Consider the following 13,933-nt stretch of genomic DNA (forward strand, 5'->3'; position numbering starts at 1 on the left):
GATGAAAGGAGGATTTGACGTGAAGGTTAGATCATCAGTAAAACCAATTTGCGAAAAATGCAAAGTGATTAAGAGAAAAGGAAGCGTTCGCATTATCTGCGAGAATCCAAAGCATAAGCAAAGACAAGGCTAGGTGTTTTCGAGCTTAGGCGCACGGAACTTTCTATCCGTGTTATCAGATTATGCACACAAAATAGGCGGCTGATAGTAGACACACCAGGCGGTGTGTAGGCTATTTAAAATATACAAGGACGCACCATTAGCCGGTGAATATCCTCGTATATTGCTTATAATACCGGCCCGTCATCACGGAGACATCCGGTGGCCGGAAAGGGCGTGCATACCGACACGCCTGGGAGCAGCCAAAGCTCCCCAGTTAGAGACGATATGCAACTAAATGAGACGTGCACAGATTTCACAATTGGCTTTTGCAGGCTTGCCTGCGTAAAGACAGATTGGGAAAGATGTATAGGGCGAAAGCCCGCATCGAGATGCAGCGGAGCGGAATCGAGATGGCACGGCGGGGCAGAATGAAGCCAGCCGGCACAGGGCGAAAGCCCGCATCAAGATGCAGCGAAGCGGAATCGAGATGGCACGGCGGAATTCAATCAAAAAGAAAATGGAGGAAATTCACATGGCTCGTATAGCAGGTGTAGACTTACCAAGAGACAAACGTGTAGAAATCGGACTTACTTACATTTATGGAATCGGAAGGACGAGTGCGACACGTATCCTTAGCGAGGCAGGAGTTAATCCTGACATTCGCTGCAGAGACCTTACAGATGAAGACGTTAAGAAAATCAGTGCTGTAATTGATGAGACGCAGACAGTAGAAGGTGACCTCAGGAGAGAGATTGCCCTGAACATCAAGAGATTGCAGGAAATCGGATGCTACAGAGGTATCCGTCACAGAAAAGGACTTCCGGTCCGCGGACAGAAGACTAAGACAAACGCAAGGACGAGAAAAGGTCCTAAGAGAACAGTAGCGAATAAGAAGAAATAAGCAACACATTAATGAATAAAAAGGAAAGCGTAGGTTAGTTTTATTATGGCAAAGAAAGTTACAAAGAAAGTGACAAAGAAACGTGTCAAGAAAAACGTTGAACACGGACAAGCACACATCCAGTCATCATTTAACAATACGATTGTTACATTGACAGATGCTCAGGGTAATGCTCTTTCATGGGCAAGTGCAGGCGGTCTGGGATTTAGAGGTTCAAGGAAATCTACTCCTTATGCAGCTCAGATGGCAGCTGAGACAGCGGCTAAAGCAGCATTGGTACATGGTTTGAAATCAGTAGACGTAATGGTTAAGGGACCAGGTTCAGGGAGAGAAGCAGCAATCCGTGCACTTCAGGCATGCGGAATTGATGTTACAAGCATCAAGGACGTAACTCCGGTACCACACAATGGTTGCCGCCCACCGAAACGCAGAAGAGTCTAGTGAGCAGCCGCAGGACGGATGCTTACCTTAAGCAAGTAGTGTAGCGGATAGCTGATATCCGCCGTTATAAATAGGAGGAAATCGTAGATATGGCAGTAAACAGAGTTCCGGTTCTTAAAAGATGTCGTTCACTTGGCATGGACCCAATCTATTTAGGAATTGATAAAAAATCCAACAGACAGTTAAAAAGGTCTAACAGAAAGATGAGCGAGTATGGTCTCCAGTTACGTGAGAAGCAGAAAGCGAAATTTATCTATGGCGTATTGGAGAAACCTTTCAGAAACTATTACACGAAGGCAAAGCAGATGAGCGGTATGACCGGTGAGAATCTTATGATTCTTCTTGAGTCAAGGCTTGACAATGTCGTATTCCGCATGGGGCTTGCCAGAACAAGACGTGAGGCAAGGCAGATTGTCGACCACAAGCATGTAATGGTAAATGGAAAACAGATTAACATCCCTTCTTACATTGTGAAAGCTGGTGATGTTGTTGAGATTAAAGAAAAACACAAAAGCTCTCCGAGATACAAAGGAATCCTGGAGGTTACAGGAGGACGTATGGTTCCGGACTGGTTAGAAGTAGATACTGAGAACCTGAAAGGAACTGTTAAGGAACTTCCTGCACGAGATGCAATCGATGTTCCTGTAGACGAGATGTTAATCGTCGAATTATATTCTAAATAATAACCCGTAACACCACAGGAGGTGGACTTAGTGTTTGATTTTAATAAACCGAATATTGAAATAACTGAGATTCCAGAAGATAAAAAGTATGGAAGATTTGTTGTGGAACCTCTGGAAAGAGGTTATGGTACAACATTGGGTAACTCTCTTCGCAGAATCATGCTTTCTTCTCTTCCGGGGTCAGCAATCAGCCAGGTGAAAATCGATGGCGTGCTGCACGAATTCAGTTCAATCCCGGGCGTGAAAGAAGATGTTACCGAAATCGTCATGAATTTGAAATCACTGGCTATCAAGAACACATCTGAGACAGATGAGCCAAAGACAGCCTATATTGAATTTGAAGGCGAGGGTGTTGTAACGGCGGCAGATATCCAGGTGGATCAGGATATTGAGATCATGAATCCTGAAACAGTTATTGCGACACTGAATGGCGGGGCAGACAGCAAATTATATATGGAGCTTACCATCACAAAAGGCAGGGGATATGTAAGTGCTGACAAGAATAAAAACGACGAGTTACCAATCGCAGTAATTCCGATTGATTCCATTTACACCCCGGTGGAGCGTGTGAACCTCACTGTTGAGAATACACGTGTTGGTCAGATTACAGACTTTGATAAATTGACATTAGACGTATATACCAACGGAACTTTGCTTCCGGACGAAGCAGTCAGCTTAGCTGCTAAGGTACTTAGCGAACACCTTAAGCTCTTCATCGACCTTTCGGAAGTGGCCCAGGCAGCAGAGGTCATGATTGAAAAGGAAGACGATGAGAAGGAAAAAGTGCTGGAAATGAGTATTGATGAACTGGAGTTATCCGTACGTTCATACAACTGCTTGAAGAGGGCAGGAATCAATACAGTTGAAGAACTGACAAACAGGACACCGGAAGACATGATGAAAGTTCGAAACCTGGGCCGCAAGTCCCTGGAAGAAGTGCTGGCGAAGTTAGACGAACTTGGCCTGTGCTTAAGCAGAGGGGAAGAATAGAGCAAATTGAACTGCTAATGTTCAAGCGGCTTCCACAACGATAATTATGCTGCCAGTAAGACCAAAAGAGCATGGCAGGACATTTGGCTAGTAAGTCCGAAGAAGCATAACCAGATGTTAGATAATGGAGGATTAGAAAGATGGCAAAATATAGAAAGCTTGGCAGAACATCAAGCCAGAGGAAAGCATTAATCAGAAACCAGGTAACAGCATTGCTCAACCATGGCAAGATTGTTACGACAGAATCAAAAGCGAAAGAAATCCGCAAAGTTGCAGAAGGTCTTATCGCTATGGCTGTTAAAGAAAAAGATAACTTTGAAGAAGTAACGGTCAAAGCCAAAGTTGCCCGTAAGGACAAGGACGGCAAGAGGGTGAAAGAGGTAGTAGACGGCAAGAAGGTTACTGTTTACGACGAAGTTGAAAAGAAGATCAAAAAGGATATGCCAAGCAGACTTCACGCGAGACGTGAAATGCTGAAGATTCTGTATCCGGTGAAAGAGGTTCCGGCTGCACCGGCAGGAAGAAAGAAGAATACAAAGGAAGTAGATCTTGTCGCTAAGATGTTTGACGAGATTGCACCGAAATATGTTGGACGTAACGGCGGTTACACAAGAATCGTAAAGATTGGCCAGCGCAAAGGTGACGCGGCGATGGAAGTTCTTCTTGAACTTGTATAGAATAGCTTAATAAATGTATATTAAAGGGGTCAGGCCCCTATGGATATTTATTCCATAGGGGCCTGACCCCTTTTATCAATATCTTATTTCCACAATATCTTCAATTGAACACTCCAATATCTGGCATAATGTAGCGAATGACAGAATATAAACAATGTAATTTAGGCATATATATTGACTTCGTGAATACGTGAGCCTATAATGAAGCCAACATAATTAATTGCGGAGTGGGTATGAAAGAAACTATTTCCAGAGAACAGTTTATAAAGGCTACATATGAGATTCTCTCCAATGAAGGGATCCATGCATTGAGCATCCGGCGTCTGGGGAAGATGATGGACTGTAATCCTGCCAACATCTATCGGTATTTTACGGGACTTGACGAGCTTGTGCTGTATGCATCGCTTCAGTTCTTAAGCGGGTATCTCAGGGAAGTTGCAGAGTGCTTCGAAAGGATAGAAGACAGCCTGAAGCTTCATTTTGCAGTGTGGAGGTGTTTTGCAGAATCTTCCTTTGAAAAGCCGGAGATATTTGACAATCTGTTTTTTGGAAAATACAGTGGCAGGTTGGACCAGATAATGAAGGAATATTATGAGATATTCCCGGAAGAGATAGGTATGATTGAAAAGGGGAAGGAGGCTATATTTGTAAATGGTGATTTCAGCCATCGGGATTATCTGATGATTGAGAACTGCGTCAGGAATCATAGGCTGAGTGCCGAAGATGCCAGGTTGCTGAACAGTGCGAGCATCCATCTGTATAAAGGATATCTGAAGGATCTGCTGGACGCCAGGCAGCAGGGGCGTCGACCAGACGCAGCCGGAAAGTCGGAGGAATTTATGAAATGCCTGGAAGAGATTGTGTTCCGGTTTGTGACATAATTTTTTGCCCAAAATTAATCGCGATTAATAATTGGTATGACACTGTTCACTGAAAAAAATGTAAAGGAGGAAATACTATGAACCTGGAGGAAATGCTGAAGAAGGAAAAGGAAAAAATCGAATCGAAAATCAAGATAGGCAGCGAGATACTCTACCTAACGAAAGACCAGTGTATCGAGGCAGGTCCGGATGTGGAGCAGACGCTCGAAATTATCGAACGTACGCTGGATGCCCACGGCAGGAAAGAGTATGAGATGCCGGCAAAGATTGGAATCCACCCGTATGATGATGTGTTCTATCATGCAATGCCCGCCTATGTGCCAGGTCAGATGGCGTGCGGAGAGAAATGGATAGAGTGCTATCCGAGGAATCCGAAAGAATATGGGCTTCCGCAGACATCGGGCCTCATGATTCTCAATGAAATACTGACGGGGTTTCCGATGGTCATCATGGACGGGGCATGGCTCACGGCGATGCGCACTCCGGCCGTCACTTCTATAGCTGCCGCGGCACTTCACCCGGATGCGGAGACGTTCGGAATGTTCGGGTGCGGCGTACAGGGAATCGGACATGTCAGATATATCGTCCATAAGCTGATGAACTTGAAGAAGATATACGTCTATGACGTGAGGCGGGAGTCTATGGAGCGGCTTATAGAACAGGTGAAGGACGAAGTAGACGGAGTAGAGCTGATTATGGCTGCATCACCTCAGGAAGTAGCAGAAAACTGTGATGTTATGAGCTCAGCAACTATCATCACAAGGGAGAATATGGCCGTCGTCAAGAAGGAATGGGTTCACGCAGGCCAGACGATACTACCGTGTGACTTGAATACATTCTGGGAAGCGGATATCCAGAGGAATGCCGACAAGTATATCGTTGACAGCCGGGAGGAGCATGTACTGTTTGACGGTATGGGATATTTTCCAGACGGGCTGCCTGAGATATATGCGGAGACAGGGGAAATCGTGGCCGGAATCAAAGAAGGCAGAGAACGGAAAGACGAACTGATTGTATGCTCTAACATAGGCATGTCTGTCTGCGACGTCGCGATGGCGAAGCATATCTTTGACGCTGCCCTGGAAAGAGATCTGGGGACGGTACTGAAACTGTAGATACGATAGCTGTGCCTGCTGCAATAGATAAGATTATAATGCAATGTATTGCGATACGGAGAACCGGGTGGAGGTCTTTGGGGCCTTATATGTCCACACCCGGTTCTTCTGCCGTGCCAAGTTCCGTCCTGCTTTATTTTCATTTTACAGCCTCCTGTGTCTGATTTTTGGTCCAACTGGTATATATAAAATTGTTAAAAAATATCAAAAAGGTATTGACAAATATTTAACGAGGTACTATACTAAGCCCTGAAGAAAGATAAACACTATTACGGGAGGAACATAAAAATGGCGAAGAAAAAGGAAGCGGTACCAGCAGTTGTTGACAGCGTAGAGACTCTCGAAGCTAAAATGAAAGCGATGAGAGAAGCGCAGAAAGTATTTGCTACATACACACAAGAACAGGTTGATAAGATATTTTATGAAGCAGCACTTGCGGCCAACAAGATGCGTATTCCGCTGGCGAAACAGGCAGTCGAGGAGACTGGACGCGGTATCGTAGAAGATAAGGTCATCAAGAACCATTACGCTGCAGAGTATATCTATAATGCATATAAGAACACGAAGACATGCGGCGTAATCGAGGAAGATGCCGCTTTTGGAATCAAGAAGATTGCAGAGCCGATTGGACTTGTAGCGGCGGTCATTCCGACGACGAATCCGACTTCTACGGCTATATTCAAGACACTTATCTGTCTGAAGACGAGAAATGCAATCATCATCAGCCCTCATCCGTCCGCCAAGGCTTCCACAATCGCAGCGGCCAAGATTGTGCTGGATGCCGCTGTAAAGGCAGGTGCTCCGGAAGGCATCATTGGCTGGATTGATGTTCCGTCTCTTGAGCTTACGAACATGGTTATGAAAGACGCAGATATTACGCTTGCTACCGGAGGCCCTGGCATGGTGAAGGCGGCCTACTCTTCCGGAAAACCGGCGCTCGGCGTCGGTGCGGGTAATACTCCTGTTATAATTGATGACACAGCAGATATCAAGATGGCAGTAAGTTCTATTATACATTCTAAGACATTTGACAATGGTATGATATGTGCTTCCGAACAGACGGTAACGGTTCTTGACAGCATATATGATGAGGTGAAGAAAGAGTTTGCGTACAGAGGGTGCTATTTCCTGAAGAAAGGCGAAGAACTCGACAAAGTGCGCAAGACAATAATTATCAACGGTGCCCTTAACAATAAGATACCCGGAAAATCTGCTTTTGAGATTGCGAAGCTTGCAGGTGTCGAAGTACCTGAGGATACGAAGATTCTTATAGGCGAAGTTGAGTCCGTGGATATCTCTGAAGAATTTGCCCATGAAAAGTTATCCCCGGTACTTGGAATGTACAGGGCAAAGACTTATGAAGAGGCTCTTGCAAAAGCAGAACAGCTCGTAGCTGACGGCGGATACGGGCATACGGCTTCTCTGTATGTACATCCGGCCGAGCAGGAGAAGATTGCAAAACACGCAGCAGCGATGAAGACGTGCCGTATACTCATTAACACGCCTTCTTCCCACGGCGGAATCGGTGACTTATACAACTTCAAGCTTGCTCCGTCTCTTACTCTAGGATGCGGTTCCTGGGGAGGCAACTCCGTATCAGAAAACGTTGGAGTAAAACATTTGATCAACATCAAGACGGTTGCTGAGAGGAGAGAAAACATGCTTTGGTTTAGAACGCCTGAGAAGGTATACTTTAAGAAAGGCTGTATGCCTGTAGCGCTTGATGAACTCGGAACAGTTATGAAAAAGAAAAAAGCGTTTATCGTAACGGACTCTTTCTTATATAAGAATGGCTATGTCGCACCGATTGAAGAGAAACTAGACGAGATGGGCATCCAGCATACATGCTTCTATGAAGTGGCACCAGACCCGACGCTGCAGTGTGCGCGGAAGGGCACCGATCAGATGAAGCAGTTCGAGCCTGACACGATTATCGCCCTTGGCGGAGGCTCCGCTATGGACGCAGCCAAGATCATGTGGGTGATGTACGAGCATCCGGAAGCAGACTTTGAAGACATGGCGATGGATTTCATGGATATACGCAAGAGGGTGTACACCTTCCCGAAGATGGGTGAGAAAGCATACTTTGTGGCGATTCCTACTTCTTCAGGAACAGGCTCCGAGGTGACGCCATTTGCAATCATCACAGATGCAGACACAGGTGTCAAATGGCCGATCGCCGATTACGAGCTGCTCCCGAATATGGCTATTGTCGATGTAGACAACATGATGACACAGCCAAAAGGACTTACAAGCGCTTCTGGTATCGATGTCATGACGCACGCAATTGAGGCATACGTATCTATCATGGCAACAGACTATACGGACGGACTTGCGATGAAAGCTGTGAAAAACGTATTTGAGTATCTGCCTTCTGCATACGAAAACGGAGCAAATGATCCAAAAGCACGTGAGATGATGGCTAACGCCTCCTGTATGGCAGGCATGGCATTCGCCAATGCATTTCTCGGACTCAACCACTCCATGGCGCACAAGCTAGGCGCGTTCCACCATCTGCCGCATGGTGTTGCCAATGCAGTCGTCCTCACAGAGGTTATCAGATATAACGCAGCAGAAGTGCCGACCAAGATGGGGACATTCTCACAGTACGAGTATCCACATGCACTAGCAAGATACGCAGAACTGGGACGCTTCGCAGGATGCCAGGGCAAGGATGACCAGGAAGTACTCGACAGCTTCATAGCAAAGCTGGAAGATCTAAAAGAAAAGATAGGTATCAAGAAGACAATCAAAGATTACGGCATCGACGAGAAATACTTCTTAGATACATTGGATGACATGGTAGAGCAGGCATTCAACGACCAATGCACAGGAGCGAATCCAAGATATCCGCTCATGAAAGAAATCAAAGAAATATACCTGAAATGCTACTACGGTAAATAAAATCTATAATTTGGGACGTAACCTTTTTGAAGTTTGTTACGTCCCAAATTGCTTTTAACGGTGTACCTATATGGCAACAGCCCTGTACCTTTTTAATATAGTTAAAATATTAACAATAAATTTAACATAAAAAAATAAGTTAAATATATATCAATTTACTCTTCCCAAATGGATTTATGGGGTGTATAATGACAGTATCTAATAAATGAACGGTGTAAATACTAAAAGGAGGCAGGGCTATGAACATGGAAAACGCTGTATTGATTGTTGAGAGACCACATAAGAAGGTGTATAAATGTGACAAGGACATTGTCAAAGTATTCAACCTGGAGCATCCGAAGGCGGACGTGTTTAATGAGGCGTTGAATACCGCGAGGGTGGAGGCAGCCGGACTTGATATACCGAAGGTTAAGGAAGTGACGGAGATTGACGGGAAGTGGTCCCTTGTCATCGAATATAAAGATGGCAAGACGCTGGAAGAGATGATGGCTGTGGATGCGGATAATATGGAGAAGTATATGGAGGATTTTGTGGATCTCCAGCTTCAGATGCACGGCAGAAAATCGCCTCTGCTCAACAAGCTTCATGATAAGCTGGCGCGGCAGATAAATGGCTTGAAAGAACTGGACGCGACGACAAGATATGATCTGCTCACGCGGCTTGACAGCATGCCAAGGCATGATAAAGTCTGCCACGGGGACTTTAATCCGAGCAATGTGATTGTAGGAAAGAACGGTAAGATGACAATCGTCGACTGGGCACATGCCACGCAGGGAAATGCCAGCGCGGACGCAGCCATGACGTACCTGCTGTTCGCTTTGAAGGACGGAGAGACAGCGGACCTATATCTGAAGATATTCTGCAGGAAATCCGACACTGCAAGGCAGTATGTGCAGCAGTGGCTTCCAATCGTGGCTGCCGCTCAGCTTGCCAAGGATAATGAACTGGAAAAGGACTTCCTCATGAAGTGGATAGATGTAATGGACTATCAGTAAAAAACATAGCGGTTTGGTGTGGTGTCTAGATAGCGAAAATCCGGAGAAGAATATGTGTATTCTTCTCCGGATTATTTTTCCTGCCAGATGTGCTGCAAACTTTTAAACTACCAGAACACGTTGCCGCCTACGTTGATTCCTGAAGCACCCGTCCATGCGGCATTGAATGAATAGCAGTTAAGAACCGCTGAATGCCTTGCGCCGCCAAGCGCCGCCTGAGCGGCGGAATAGGCAGACTGTGACGGCCCTCTTGCCAGAACCCGGTTCAGGCTCCCGTCCCATGTAGGCGCGAACTGGCCTGACTGGTAGATGACTCCTTTGATAGTATTTGGGTAACTCGGACTGGCTACCCGGTTCATGATAACTGTGGCAACAGCCAGCATGCCATCGTAGCTGCCGCCGGCCTCGCACTCAAGTATAGCGGCAAATAACGCTGTATCAGATACATTGGCATCCATGGAACCTCCGTTGTTGACAGTCCCTCCGTTATTGCCGTTCGTATTGTTGTTTTTATTACCATTGTCAGTCTTGCCCGGCGCTGTAGTAGAGCCGGCAACAGAATTATCCTGGGCGGTTCTGCTTGCCGCCGCCGCGGCCTTCGCACGTTCGAGCTGTGCACTGTACTCGGACAATTCACCTGAAGTAGAAGATATCTTCGCATTTAATGCTTCCTGTTTGGATTCCAGGTCGCTTTGCAATCCCGCTAATTCTTCTTGTTGTGTTTCTAAGGTTCCTTGTTTCTTCTCGATGTCGGCACGGGCTGTCTGAAGTTCGTCCAACATCTGTCTGTCGTATGTACTTATATTGGTTACAAATTCTGCCTTGTTCAAAAAATCCGCCATGTTTTCGGATGAAAAAAGAATCTCGAGCAATGAGGCGCTGCCGCCTTCATACATGAACTTAATCCTATCCTTCATGGCATCATACTGGGCATCCTCATTAAGCTTAGCGGCGGCTACGTCCAGCTTGGACTTTTCAACCGCGGCAGACAGCTCCTCTATCTTGGAGGATGTTGCATCCAGTTCATCACACAAAGCGGACAACTGACTGTTGAGGTCGTTGAGCTCCCCCTGCAGATCAGAAGTCTTTCCTTCTAACTCGTTTGTTGAAGGTTCTGCATATACCGATGTATTAACAGAAGCAATTGTTACGGCGCAAGTAAGACACATAGCAGCACGCAATATACGTTTCTTTTTCGTACTCTTCATATACATTTCCTTTCCCTTTTTAGCGAGTGCTTTTCTATTATACAACAAATTGCTTTATAAAGCAAATTTTGTTAAAATAGTACATAGAATGTATGGACGTGGAGGAAAGGACCTTATGAGAAAATTCGAAGAAGAACACTATAAGTATGAAAATATCAAAGATGCGTTGTATCCGTGGATCAAGGAGGAGTTAACCGATAATCAGGCACTCAACGGAAAACATATTTCCGAAAAAGATACCCCTGTCGTATCCTTTGTCGGGCAATTGAAGATAATATTCGTAATCAAACGCGGCGATGACACGTTCGAGGTGTTGAAGGATAATATGCTGCCGCCCGACTGCGATATAGAGGAATTATATCATCTGTCATGTGAAAATCTGATAAGAGATGTAGAATTTGTAATAGGAAATACATGGTATGGCGCCTTTGCTATTATTGCTGACGGGCATCATGAATGCAGCTCGCTCTGCTTTAAGCATATATGGCAGGTGTGCGTAGATAAGCTGAAGGATGATATAATAGTAATGGCACCGACGAAAGATATGGTTCTATTTGCGGCAGCGGGGCAGGAGGATGTGGTCAGGAAGATGGTTGACCACGGAAGACAGGCGTATGAAAGCTCTTCAGATAAGATCAGTCAGTCGCTGCTTATGTTTTCTAAGGACAGAAAGGAACTGACGGCATATGGCGAAGAATATTAAGATGGTGGCATTTGACCTGGATGGTACGCTGCTGACGACGGAAAAGGTATTTACAAGGCGCGCAAAGGACGCCATAACAAGAGCCGCCGCCCAGGGGATAGTAATGCTTCCTGCTACGGGGAGGCCGCTGACGGCTATCCCGGAAGAGATTTTGTATTTTCCGGGAATCAGGTACACCATTACTGCCAATGGTGGACGGGTCATAGATACGGCCCGCGGCAAAGTAATATTTGAAGAACTTGTCCCACCAGAGATTGCACGAAAAGTATTGGATATTTACGAACATTATGATACACTACGAGAAGTATATTATGACGGAGCCGGATTTGCAGAAGAGAAGATGCTCGGGCGGATTACAGATTTCTTCGGAACATCAGCGATGGCAGACTATATTCTTTCCACAAGGACGCCGGTAGCTGATATCAGAAGAAAATTTGAATCCGAAGGCAGAGCGGTAGACAAAGTACAGGCGGTATTTGCTGATTTGTCAGATAAGCAAAAAGCGCTAGACGAACTGAAGACGGTAGCCGGAATCGAAGTGACAGGGGCGCTTGTCAATAATATTGAAGTAAGTGTGCAGGGAGTCAACAAAGGCAACGCGCTCTTACAGCTTGGCAAGATGCTTCATATTAAAAGGGAAGAGATTTTGGCGCTCGGGGACGGTGCTAATGATATAGAAATGCTGAAAAAAGCCGGATTCGGCGTTGCTATGGAAAATAGTTCTGATGAAGTGAAAAATGCGGCAGACTTCGTGACAGTATCAAATGATGAGGAAGGCGTTGCCAGGGTAATTGAAGAGTATGTGTTGTAACCTTATGGCATTAGCTGTATAAGATGTGGCACAGGGTGCAGCAAGTGATTGCGGATACGCTGTGGATTAAGAAGGGAGAAAAGAATGTTAGATGTTATTAAAGTTATTATTCTGGGGATTGTAGAAGGAATCACGGAATGGCTGCCGGTCAGCAGCACAGGGCATTTGATACTTGTGGGGGATGTGCTGAAGCCGGGCATGTCGGCTGGATTTATGGAGATGTTTAACGTGGTTATCCAGCTCGGGGCTATCATGGCAGTCGTCGTGCTGTATTTCCACAAGCTGAATCCGTTTTCTCCGCGCAAGTCAAGGAAACAGAAGATGCTCACATGGCAGATGTGGATTAAAGTAGTAATTGCGTCAGTTCCGGCTGGAATTATCGGCATACTGTTTAATGATATTCTTGACGAACTGTTCTATAAACCGTTACCAGTAGCAGTTATGCTCATACTGTACGGCGTGCTGTTTATCATAATCGAGAACCGCAATGCCCACAGGAAACCAAGCATTAACCGGATATCTGACCTCACGGTGCCGATGCTGCTATGGATAGGTTTCTTCCAGATGCTTGCGCTGATTCCGGGGACATCCAGGTCAGGTGCGACTATCGTAGGTGCACTGATTATCGGAGTTTCAAGAGAGATTGCGGCAGAATTCACTTTCTTCCTTGCAATACCGGCAATGTTTGGGGCAAGCCTCATAAAGCTCATCAAGTTCGGGTTCCACTTTACCGGCGCAGAATTTGGTCTGCTCATGCTAGGGTGTATCGTATCCTTCGGGCTGTCCATCGTGGCAATCCGTTTCCTGATGGGATATATCAAGAAGCACGACTTCAAAGTATTCGGCTGGTACCGGATTGTGCTGGGCGGGATTATAGTCATAACTGCCGCTGTGCAGCTTGTGCTGAAATAAATGGGGGTTTAAGTAAAGTGGGCGGCGTGCGGGGAGCCGGGTGGCAGATGCTTCGATGCGTCCGAGGCTCCGACTATTTCACGTATCCCTAACCCTGCGGAATGCGCGCCGATAGCGGCTTGCACCCCGCAGGATAAGGGCTACGGAAAGGATTCTCCGCCTCTCCCGCTTACACCTGCGCATCTCCCACCCGGCTCCCCGCCCGCTATCTACTTCACTTAACAAGGGCGAGAGCGGTCGTGTAACGTTACTGGACAGCGGATGAACGATGGCTGCGTGAGGTGAATGATAATATATAACAAGCACAATATGTGTAGCTAGTGTGTATATAGTCGCTGTTAAGCGTTTGCAGCGAGGCGTACTCGCCATTGCCGCAAGAAGAGCCGGAATCAGACAGGGCATGTTATCTCGAATAACATCCACATATCTGATTCCGGCTCTTCTCATATTAGGATTTCTTTTCGGAAAAGTGTTTAGCTTGCTTAGCCTTTTATCACTATGCTGACACAGCCAAAGCGCTTCTATCAGCCAGCAACGTCACACAGCCACCTCCGCCCGTGCCAGTAAAGTAGATAGCCGCTGGGGAGACAGGGGACATATGCGCAGGTAA

At 46.1% G+C, this 13,933-nt stretch carries 14 protein-coding genes; 13 read left to right on the forward strand and 1 reads right to left on the reverse strand.

What is annotated here, in order from left to right:
- Window positions 1-19 precede the first annotated feature (19 nt).
- From rpmJ to HMPREF0980_RS15565, 10 genes are all read left to right on the forward strand, one after another.
- Window positions 20-133 (forward strand): 50S ribosomal protein L36, encoded by a 114-nt coding sequence (rpmJ, locus tag HMPREF0980_RS18735; protein ID WP_005339020.1) that lies wholly within the window; start codon window positions 20-22, stop codon window positions 131-133.
- Between the two features lie 501 nt (window positions 134-634).
- On the forward strand, window positions 635-1,003 hold the full coding sequence (gene rpsM / locus HMPREF0980_RS15525; RefSeq protein WP_049729985.1) for a 30S ribosomal protein S13: 369 nt from the start codon (window positions 635-637) through the stop codon (window positions 1,001-1,003).
- 45 nt (window positions 1,004-1,048) lie between these two features.
- Window positions 1,049-1,444 (forward strand): 30S ribosomal protein S11, encoded by a 396-nt coding sequence (rpsK, locus tag HMPREF0980_RS15530; RefSeq protein ID WP_049729986.1) that lies wholly within the window; start codon window positions 1,049-1,051, stop codon window positions 1,442-1,444.
- Window positions 1,445-1,533: 89 nt separating this feature from the next.
- Window positions 1,534-2,127: a 30S ribosomal protein S4 gene (gene rpsD, locus HMPREF0980_RS15535; RefSeq protein WP_049729987.1), complete on the forward strand. Its 594-nt coding sequence runs from the start codon at window positions 1,534-1,536 to the stop codon at window positions 2,125-2,127.
- 30 nt (window positions 2,128-2,157) lie between these two features.
- Complete coding sequence (locus HMPREF0980_RS15540) at window positions 2,158-3,117, forward strand: DNA-directed RNA polymerase subunit alpha (RefSeq protein WP_049729988.1); 960 nt, start codon at window positions 2,158-2,160, stop codon at window positions 3,115-3,117.
- A 140-nt stretch (window positions 3,118-3,257) separates the two neighbouring features.
- On the forward strand, window positions 3,258-3,794 hold the full coding sequence (locus HMPREF0980_RS15545; protein WP_049729989.1) for a bL17 family ribosomal protein: 537 nt from the start codon (window positions 3,258-3,260) through the stop codon (window positions 3,792-3,794).
- A 233-nt stretch (window positions 3,795-4,027) separates the two neighbouring features.
- The gene (locus HMPREF0980_RS15550; protein ID WP_049729990.1) at window positions 4,028-4,675 is read left to right on the forward strand and encodes a TetR/AcrR family transcriptional regulator; all 648 of its coding nucleotides are present in this window, start codon (window positions 4,028-4,030) and stop codon (window positions 4,673-4,675) included.
- A 77-nt stretch (window positions 4,676-4,752) separates the two neighbouring features.
- Window positions 4,753-5,790: an ornithine cyclodeaminase family protein gene (locus tag HMPREF0980_RS15555; RefSeq protein WP_049729991.1), complete on the forward strand. Its 1,038-nt coding sequence runs from the start codon at window positions 4,753-4,755 to the stop codon at window positions 5,788-5,790.
- 288 nt (window positions 5,791-6,078) lie between these two features.
- Complete coding sequence (gene adhE / locus HMPREF0980_RS15560) at window positions 6,079-8,694, forward strand: bifunctional acetaldehyde-CoA/alcohol dehydrogenase (RefSeq protein WP_049729992.1); 2,616 nt, start codon at window positions 6,079-6,081, stop codon at window positions 8,692-8,694.
- A gap of 239 nt (window positions 8,695-8,933) precedes the next feature.
- Complete coding sequence (locus HMPREF0980_RS15565; RefSeq protein ID WP_049729993.1) at window positions 8,934-9,689, forward strand: aminoglycoside phosphotransferase family protein; 756 nt, start codon at window positions 8,934-8,936, stop codon at window positions 9,687-9,689.
- A 107-nt stretch (window positions 9,690-9,796) separates the two neighbouring features.
- Here the strand turns inward: HMPREF0980_RS15565 and HMPREF0980_RS15570 are convergent, their stop codons facing one another.
- Window positions 9,797-10,897: a coiled-coil domain-containing protein gene (locus tag HMPREF0980_RS15570; protein ID WP_049729994.1), complete on the reverse strand. Its 1,101-nt coding sequence runs from the start codon at window positions 10,895-10,897 to the stop codon at window positions 9,797-9,799.
- Window positions 10,898-11,012: 115 nt separating this feature from the next.
- Between HMPREF0980_RS15570 and HMPREF0980_RS15575 the strand changes: the two genes are divergently transcribed.
- The 3 genes from HMPREF0980_RS15575 (at window position 11,013) to HMPREF0980_RS15585 (ending at window position 13,323) form a co-directional block, all read left to right on the forward strand.
- Window positions 11,013-11,600, forward strand: coding sequence for a hypothetical protein (locus HMPREF0980_RS15575; protein ID WP_049729995.1), 588 nt, complete (start codon window positions 11,013-11,015; stop codon window positions 11,598-11,600).
- On the forward strand, window positions 11,584-12,411 hold the full coding sequence (locus tag HMPREF0980_RS15580) for an HAD family hydrolase (protein ID WP_049729996.1): 828 nt from the start codon (window positions 11,584-11,586) through the stop codon (window positions 12,409-12,411). Before HMPREF0980_RS15575 ends, HMPREF0980_RS15580 begins: the two co-directional genes overlap by 17 nt.
- Before the next feature lie 84 nt (window positions 12,412-12,495).
- Window positions 12,496-13,323 (forward strand): undecaprenyl-diphosphate phosphatase, encoded by an 828-nt coding sequence (locus HMPREF0980_RS15585; protein WP_049729997.1) that lies wholly within the window; start codon window positions 12,496-12,498, stop codon window positions 13,321-13,323.
- The last annotated feature ends 610 nt before the right edge of the window (window positions 13,324-13,933 follow it).

The sequence above is a fragment of the Dorea sp. D27 genome (assembly GCF_001185345.1).
GTDB lineage: Bacteria > Bacillota > Clostridia > Lachnospirales > Lachnospiraceae > Extibacter.

Bases quoted from the DNA above. Each gene is read 5' to 3' on its own strand.
- HMPREF0980_RS15550 (WP_049729990.1), top strand. From the start codon at position 4,028: ATGAAAGAAACTATTTCCAGAGAACAGTTTATAAAGGCTACATATGAG.
- rpsK (WP_049729986.1), top strand. From the start codon at position 1,049: ATGGCAAAGAAAGTTACAAAGAAAGTGACAAAGAAACGTGTCAAGAAA.
- HMPREF0980_RS15585 (WP_049729997.1), top strand. From the start codon at position 12,496: ATGTTAGATGTTATTAAAGTTATTATTCTGGGGATTGTAGAAGGAATC.
- adhE (WP_049729992.1), top strand. From the start codon at position 6,079: ATGGCGAAGAAAAAGGAAGCGGTACCAGCAGTTGTTGACAGCGTAGAG.
- HMPREF0980_RS15575 (WP_049729995.1), top strand. From the start codon at position 11,013: ATGAGAAAATTCGAAGAAGAACACTATAAGTATGAAAATATCAAAGAT.
- HMPREF0980_RS15565 (WP_049729993.1), top strand. From the start codon at position 8,934: ATGAACATGGAAAACGCTGTATTGATTGTTGAGAGACCACATAAGAAG.
- rpsD (WP_049729987.1), top strand. From the start codon at position 1,534: ATGGCAGTAAACAGAGTTCCGGTTCTTAAAAGATGTCGTTCACTTGGC.
- HMPREF0980_RS15555 (WP_049729991.1), top strand. From the start codon at position 4,753: ATGAACCTGGAGGAAATGCTGAAGAAGGAAAAGGAAAAAATCGAATCG.
- rpsM (WP_049729985.1), top strand. From the start codon at position 635: ATGGCTCGTATAGCAGGTGTAGACTTACCAAGAGACAAACGTGTAGAA.
- HMPREF0980_RS15545 (WP_049729989.1), top strand. From the start codon at position 3,258: ATGGCAAAATATAGAAAGCTTGGCAGAACATCAAGCCAGAGGAAAGCA.
- HMPREF0980_RS15570 (WP_049729994.1), bottom strand. From the start codon at position 10,897: ATGAAGAGTACGAAAAAGAAACGTATATTGCGTGCTGCTATGTGTCTT.
- HMPREF0980_RS15580 (WP_049729996.1), top strand. From the start codon at position 11,584: ATGGCGAAGAATATTAAGATGGTGGCATTTGACCTGGATGGTACGCTG.